Source organism: Cupriavidus phytohabitans, from assembly GCF_000426345.1.
GTDB lineage: Bacteria > Pseudomonadota > Gammaproteobacteria > Burkholderiales > Burkholderiaceae > Cupriavidus.
This window is the reverse complement of record NZ_AUFE01000065.1, coordinates 21,395-27,910: the sequence shown is the minus strand read 5'-3', so window position 1 is coordinate 27,910 and position 6,516 is coordinate 21,395. Positions and strand designations below refer to the sequence as shown.

The following is a 6,516-nucleotide window of genomic DNA, read 5'->3' as shown; positions in this document are numbered from 1 at the left end:
CTGGTTTCCGATCTCGACAATCAGATTCTCAGCGGAAAGCTCCACCGCCCTCTACTCCGCGCCTCAAATTCCCCGCCTGTACACCAGTTTCGACTTTAGCTCCGCATCGATATATCGCTTCCCCTTGGTGTCATACAGATACACACCTTCCGCGTAGGCCAGTTCAACATCAAATGGGTGGTGTGAGAAGCAATGACGCCATGAACCCTCGGGCGCCAACATGCCGGGTAGATCATGGTCTGTAGGACGTACACGTGAGTGAGTAAGCATGCGGTCTCCCTTCGAGAATGGATGAGTGCGCCCGGTGAGCCCTGGGGGATGCCAGAGGGTTCACACGGCAGTGTCTCTTGCGCTACAATTGTTATAACGTATGTTAGATCTAACGAATGTTATAAAAAATAAGCCGCGGAAGGGATTAGGGATTACTCGTATGAATGACGTAGCCGTTCGTCGAGCGTGTGAGGGCTGTTTGCGCGGCTCTATGGACCCCGCGCGCAGCAGCACAGCATCCGATCCGTTAGGATTTGCCACGGAGTTGGAATGCAATTCGCTACGCAGGTCGAGGGCGCAATGCCCCCCTCTTGGACTTGCGTCGCTGAATGTGCCTTCTTGTAAACTTTTTGCGCTATATTCGCCCTGCAATGGCGTCGTTTGCCGATACCGTCGATCCCATGACACGTGCCCCTACCTTGAAGACGCCAGATCCTGCTCCCCAGGCCACCGCAGACCCGTCCAAACGGCGCAGGGGGCGCCCGGTCGTGGATCGCGAGGCAAGGCGCGCCAGTTATCTCGCAGCAGCCACGACTGTGGTCGCACGGGAAGGCTATGCTGGCGCTTCCTTGCGCAAGGTGGCGGAGCAGGCCGGCTGCACCACGGGCTCCTTGTTGCATTACTTCGAGAACAAGGAAGCGATCGTCAAAGCGCTCGTTGAAAACCACTTTGACCAGTTCGAGTCGTTCATCGGGTCCAGCCACGATCCGCGCGACATCAAAGCGACCTTCAAACAGTGGCTGAACTGGACTACTGCCGACGATCCGGCCAGGTGGCTCGTGCAGTTTCAATTGATCGCGCAGGCAAGGCTCGATCCGGAGCTCGCCGCGATCTTCCAGCGGCGCTACGCCCAATATCGACGCAAACGCGTGGCTTTACTGGAGAGGGGGCAGGAAGAGGGCGTGATCCGCAGCGATATCACTGCGGAGCTGCTCGCCGACCAACTTAGCGCGATTGGCGAAGGCTGGATGATGATGCTCCCTATCGAGCCAGAGAGATTCAAGCCGAGCCGAATCGAGGCGCTTCTGGACGCCGTTATTACGTTGATCAGTCCGCCCGGACCGTCCACGACGATGCCCACTGCAGGCTCCGCGGTCCGCAAGCGCAGCTAGGCGGAAATGCTACGTCGCCTAACGCCTGCCACGAATGCTGAACGTGTGCAGATGTTCGTCGGTCCTTCCCATGACTACCTGGATGAAATGGTGCAATTGCCCGAGCGTCAATGTTGCATTGCCTGACGGCGACCGAGGAAAATCTGTTACGGCCCGCTGCTGCTCTTCGCATCTCCTGCTTTGTGCGCATCAGTGGCTTTCCGGTTGATCGTGCAAGAATGCCTCTGCCTCTGCCTCGGTTTCATAGATATAGGGAGAAAGCCCGCGCCGGGCGAGGGTGTCACCGAGTTTGGCACGCATGAAGCCGCTTGTGGTGAAGCGGGTCACGCCGATATAGAAGCGCTGCACCATTTCCTCGATCATTTCGACATAGGCATCCTCCACGCTGCGGTCAAGAACGAAGCCTTCGTAGTTGACCACGGTATAAACCTTATGACCCAGTGGTTCGCAGACGCGGCATACCTGCGCGCGGATCGCCGCGATGTCCTCCGGGCGCTTCACCTCGAGCTGTTCGAAATTCAGGAACAGGATGTTCTTCTCTTCGTCGTAGTTGACGCGTGCTTCCAGTGGCAGACGCAACACGTCCGCGCGCAGTCCCATCGGCTCAGGGCTGAAGATCCGCGCATCCATCAGGGCTGGCGAGCGCACGATCGGCGCGAAGTCCATCTTGGCGAGAATATCGCGTTCCAGATCGACGCCAGGCGCAAGCTCGATGAGTTCCAGGCCTTGCGCGCTCAACTCGAATACGCACCGCTCGGTGATATACAGGACCGGCTTGTTGGCCGCGGCCGCGTGCGGGCCGGAAAACGTCCGGTGCTCCACTTCCTGGACGAACTTCCTGGCGCTGCCATCGCGGTGGATCTGGAGCTTTCCCTCGGCAATCGCGATCTCGCTGCCGCCCGCCATGAAGGTGCCGACGAACACGACCTTCTTGGCGTTCTGGCTGATGTTGATAAAGCCCCCGGCGCCAGCCAGGCGCGGCCCGAACCGGGATACGTTCAGGTTGCCCATGGAATCGGCCTGCGCCAGCCCGAGGAAGGCGAGATCGAGCCCGCCGCCGTCGTAGAAGTCGAACTGATAGGGCTGGTCGATGATCGCGTCCGGATTGGTCGCCGCGCCGAAGTTCAACCCGCCGGCAGGGATGCCGCCGATCACGCCTGGCTCGGCGGTGAGCGTCAGAAGGTCGAGGATCCGTTCCTCGTTGGCGATGCTGGCGACACCTTCCGGCATGCCGATGCCGAGATTCACCACGCTGTTCGGCTTGAGTTCCATGGCCGCACGGCGGGCGATGATCTTGCGCTCGCTCATCGGCATCGGCGCCACGCTGCTCACAGGCACGCGGACTTCGCCGGAGAAGGCCGGGTTGTATGGGGTGGAAAAGGTCTGCTGGTGGTTTTCGGGGCGGGCCAGCACCACGCAGTCCACCAGCACGCCCGGAATCTTCACTTGGCGCGGATTGAGCGAGCCCCGTTCAGCGATGCGCTCCACCTGGACGATCACCAGGCCACCGCAATTATGCGCAGCCATGGCGATCGCCAGGGCTTCCAGCGTCAGGGCTTCGCGCTCCATGGTGATATTGCCGTCCGGATCGGCTGTGGTGCCGCGCACGATGGCGACGTGGATCGGGAAGGCCTTGTAGAACAGATACTCCTGATTCCCGATGCACATCAGCTCCACCAGATCCTCAGTGGTGCGCTCGTTCAGCTTGCCGCCGCCAAAGCGCGGATCGACGAAGGTGCCTAGTCCGACGCGCGAGAGGTGGCCCGGCTTTCCGGCTGCGATATCGCGGAACAGATGGGTGATCACGCCCTGCGGCAGGTTGTAGGCTTCGATCTGGTTGCCTACCGCGAGCTGCTGGAGCTTCGGCACCAGGCCCCAGTGTCCACCGATTACCCGCTTCACCAGGCCTGGCAGCGCGAGATGGTTCAGGCCTCGTTCCTTGCCGTCTCCCTGCCCTGCGGCGTAGACCAGCGTCAGGTTGCGGGGCTTTGTCAGGCTGACTGGCGCCTCGTATTCCTGCGCAAGGCAAAGCTCCTCCATGGCGATGGCAATTTCTTCCGCGAAGCCGATGCCGACGAAGCCGCCGGTCGCCACGGTATCGCCGTCGCGGATCAGGCGCACCGCTTCGCGTGCCGAGACCAGTTTGCCATTCTCGCGCGAGTGGACGGCCAGACGAATTGTGCTTGCTTGCGAGCTCATGTTTTCACCTTGCGAGTTCGTCAAAGGAATTCCTTGCGCAAGTCGACGCTGCAGCGTTCGCCGATTGCGCTGTAGTTCTGCGCCAGGCAATGCCCGGCCTCATTACGCCCCTGGTCACGCAGGTGGCAAAGAAAGTCCCAGTCCGCATTGAGCTTGCCGTCTTGCCAGAAATTGTGCAGCGAGGCGCGAGCGCCAGGCGGCCCACCCTTAAGCAAGCCGTAGGCGAGTACCGCGGCATTCATGGCGCCGGCACTGGTGGCGCTCACGCCTTCGATGGCAAGCCGTTCGTCTTCGAGCAGACGGTCAAGTACGCCCCATGCAACGGCGCCATGGGAACCGCCGCCCTGCAATGCAAGCGTGATGAGCTTCACGGCACCCTTGGCCTCGCCGGCATGGCGCGTTACCCCGGTGTCAGACATGTCGCGTCCCTCCAGTGCCGGGTCCAGCCGCGCCCCTGCCCGGCGCTCCTCGCTGTTATCGTGGCCGAGTGGTCGGAGGCGAGGGCGATGCAAACGAGGGACCCTTGACGAGGATAGGCTCTGCCGTTGCTTGCAAACACTGCGGTGTGTGAGCGAGCTTGCTAGCTGCCGCCGCATTGTTCACGAACCGGCACATTTTCCGGGGTTCGGCGACAGCAATCGGTACGCTGGAACCCGAAATTCCCTGGTGGAGTTCCCGCCTGCCGCTGCAGACTTCAGTATTGACAGGAGAACGCGATGGCAATTGCCAAGAGGAACACCAGCCCTAGCATCGCTTTCACTTTAGTCAGCCCGTCTTACCAGTGACCACATCCTGCGGGGTCTAAAGAACGTAAGACGGACGTTGCCTGGGCGCGATAGGGCGATAAGATTGCGGCCGCAACGTTGCCTGACACGAAACAGGGATGCCGGAACAAATGAGGACCAGTTTGGTTCTAATTTGCAAATACTGGTGGCGGCGATGCTCAGACTCAGCAAACTGACCGACTACGGCACGGTGATCATGACGCACCTGGCGCGAAATTCTGGCCGAATTTACAGTGCCGCCGAGGTCGCCGCCGCGATCGGCGTGACGGTGCCGACGGCGAGCAAGATTCTGAAGACGCTGGCAAAGCGCCACTTGCTGCAGTCGTTGCGCGGTGCCAATGGCGGCTATCTGCTGGCACGACCGCCGGAACAGATCTCGATCGCACAGGTGATTGATGCCATGGAAGGCCCCGCCGGCATGACCGAGTGCAGCGTCGCAGCCGGCCTGTGTGCACAGGAAGGTCTGTGCGCCATCCGCGCCAACTGGCAATCGATCAACAGAGTGATCTTCATGGCGCTTAACGATGTGACGCTGGCAGATATGGCACAACCGGTGTTGCACCCGGTGGATATTGGCGCCTTGCACGCCCGACACGCACACGGACCGCGAGCTGACATTTAGTGATTGAGATGACAGTGGCAAGCGAAGGCAGAACATGGCAACGCCGGCACGCAAACTCGACGAACTGATCAGCCAGGGCTATAAGCATGGCTTCTACACGCCCGTGGAGACGGACACGGTGCCGTGCGGGCTGAACGAGGACGTGATCCGCATGATTTCGGCCATCAAGGAGGAGCCGGAATTCATGCGCGAGTGGCGCCTCAAGGCCTACCGCCACTGGCTGACGATGTCCGAGCCGCACTGGGCGACGGTCAAGCACCCGCCTATCGACTACCAGGCGATCGCCTACTATGCAGCGCCACGCTCACAGAAAGCCGGGCCGAAGACGCTGGACGAGGTCGATCCCGAGTTGCTGCGCACCTATGAAAAGCTGGGTGTGCCGCTGCACGAGCGTGAGCTGCTGGCAGGCGTCGCCGTGGACGCGGTATTCGACAGCGTCTCGGTGGCCACCACCTTCAAGCAGAAGCTGGGCGAACTCGGCATCCTCTTCTGTTCGTTCTCCGAAGCGGTGCGGGAGCATCCCGAGCTGGTTCGGCGGTACCTTGGCACGGTCGTGCCCTACACCGACAACTACTTCGCCACGCTCAACTCGGCCGTATTCAGCGACGGCTCGTTCTGCTATATCCCGCCCGGGGTACGCTGCCCGATGGAGCTGTCCACCTACTTCCGCATCAATGCCCGAAACACCGGCCAGTTCGAGCGCACCCTGATCATCGCCGACGAAGGCGCTTACGTCAGCTATCTGGAAGGCTGCACTGCGCCGATGCGTGACGAGAACCAGCTGCACGCCGCGGTGGTGGAGCTGATCGCACTGGAAGGCGCACAGATCAAATACTCGACCGTCCAGAACTGGTATCCGGGCGACAAGGAAGGCAAGGGCGGTATCTATAACTTTGTCACCAAGCGCGGCGACTGCCGCGGCGCGCGCTCCAAGATTTCGTGGACCCAGGTTGAGACCGGCTCGGCCATCACCTGGAAGTATCCAAGCGTGATCCTGCAGGGCGACGACTCGGTCGGCGAGTTCTATTCGGTCGCGCTGACGAACCACTACCAGCAGGCCGATACCGGTACCAAGATGACTCACCTCGGCAGGAACACCAGGAGCACCATCCTCTCCAAGGGCATTTCGGCCGGCCACGGCCAGAATGCCTACCGCGGGCTGGTGAAAGTGGCCAAGAGCGCGATCGGCGCGCGCAACTACTCGCAGTGCGATTCGCTGCTCCTGGGCGACAAATGCGCCGCCCACACCTTCCCGTATATCGAGGTCAAGAACGCCACCGCCCAGGTCGAGCACGAGGCCTCCACCTCGCGCATCGGCGAGGACCAGTTGTTCTATTGCCAGAGCCGCGGCATCAGCGCAGAGGATGCGGTATCGATGATCGTGAACGGCTTTTGCAAGGAAGTGTTCAAGGAGCTGCCAATGGAATTCGCGGTGGAAGCCCAGAAGCTGCTGGGCGTAAGCCTGGAAGGCAGTATCGGATAACGGTAGCGCGCACGCATCGGCGCTGCGTTGGAGAAAGAGGCCAGC

General features: G+C 61.0%; 5 protein-coding genes and 1 pseudogene. 3 read left to right on the top strand and 3 right to left on the bottom strand.

Annotated features, from left to right (window positions below; all coding sequences use genetic code 11):
* The first annotated feature begins 758 nt into the window (after positions 1-758).
* The gene (locus tag K309_RS37765) at positions 759-1,382 is read left to right on the top strand and encodes a TetR/AcrR family transcriptional regulator (protein ID WP_232232529.1); all 624 of its coding nucleotides are present in this window, start codon (positions 759-761) and stop codon (positions 1,380-1,382) included.
* Positions 1,383-1,400: 18 nt separating this feature from the next.
* Here the strand turns inward: K309_RS37765 and K309_RS42020 are convergent, their stop codons facing one another.
* From K309_RS42020 to K309_RS43270, 3 genes and pseudogenes are all read right to left on the bottom strand, one after another.
* Positions 1,401-1,493, bottom strand: a complete 93-nt coding sequence (locus K309_RS42020) for an IS1096 element passenger TnpR family protein (protein WP_156914473.1) — start codon at positions 1,491-1,493, stop codon at positions 1,401-1,403.
* A 78-nt stretch (positions 1,494-1,571) separates the two neighbouring features.
* Entirely contained in the window at positions 1,572-3,581 is a 2,010-nt protein-coding gene (locus K309_RS0128575; RefSeq protein ID WP_029049544.1) for an acyl CoA:acetate/3-ketoacid CoA transferase, read from the bottom strand.
* Positions 3,582-3,742: 161 nt separating this feature from the next.
* Positions 3,743-4,000, bottom strand: a pseudogene (locus K309_RS43270) (patatin-like phospholipase family protein); the annotation flags it as partial.
* A gap of 520 nt (positions 4,001-4,520) precedes the next feature.
* On the opposite strand from K309_RS43270, the gene K309_RS0128565 reads away from it, so the two are divergent.
* On the top strand, positions 4,521-4,988 hold the full coding sequence (locus K309_RS0128565) for an SUF system Fe-S cluster assembly regulator (RefSeq protein ID WP_029049542.1): 468 nt from the start codon (positions 4,521-4,523) through the stop codon (positions 4,986-4,988).
* Positions 4,989-5,022: 34 nt separating this feature from the next.
* A complete protein-coding gene (sufB, locus tag K309_RS0128560; RefSeq protein WP_029049541.1) occupies positions 5,023-6,471 on the top strand; it encodes a Fe-S cluster assembly protein SufB in 1,449 nt (482 codons plus the stop codon).
* Positions 6,472-6,516: the final 45 nt, after the last annotated feature.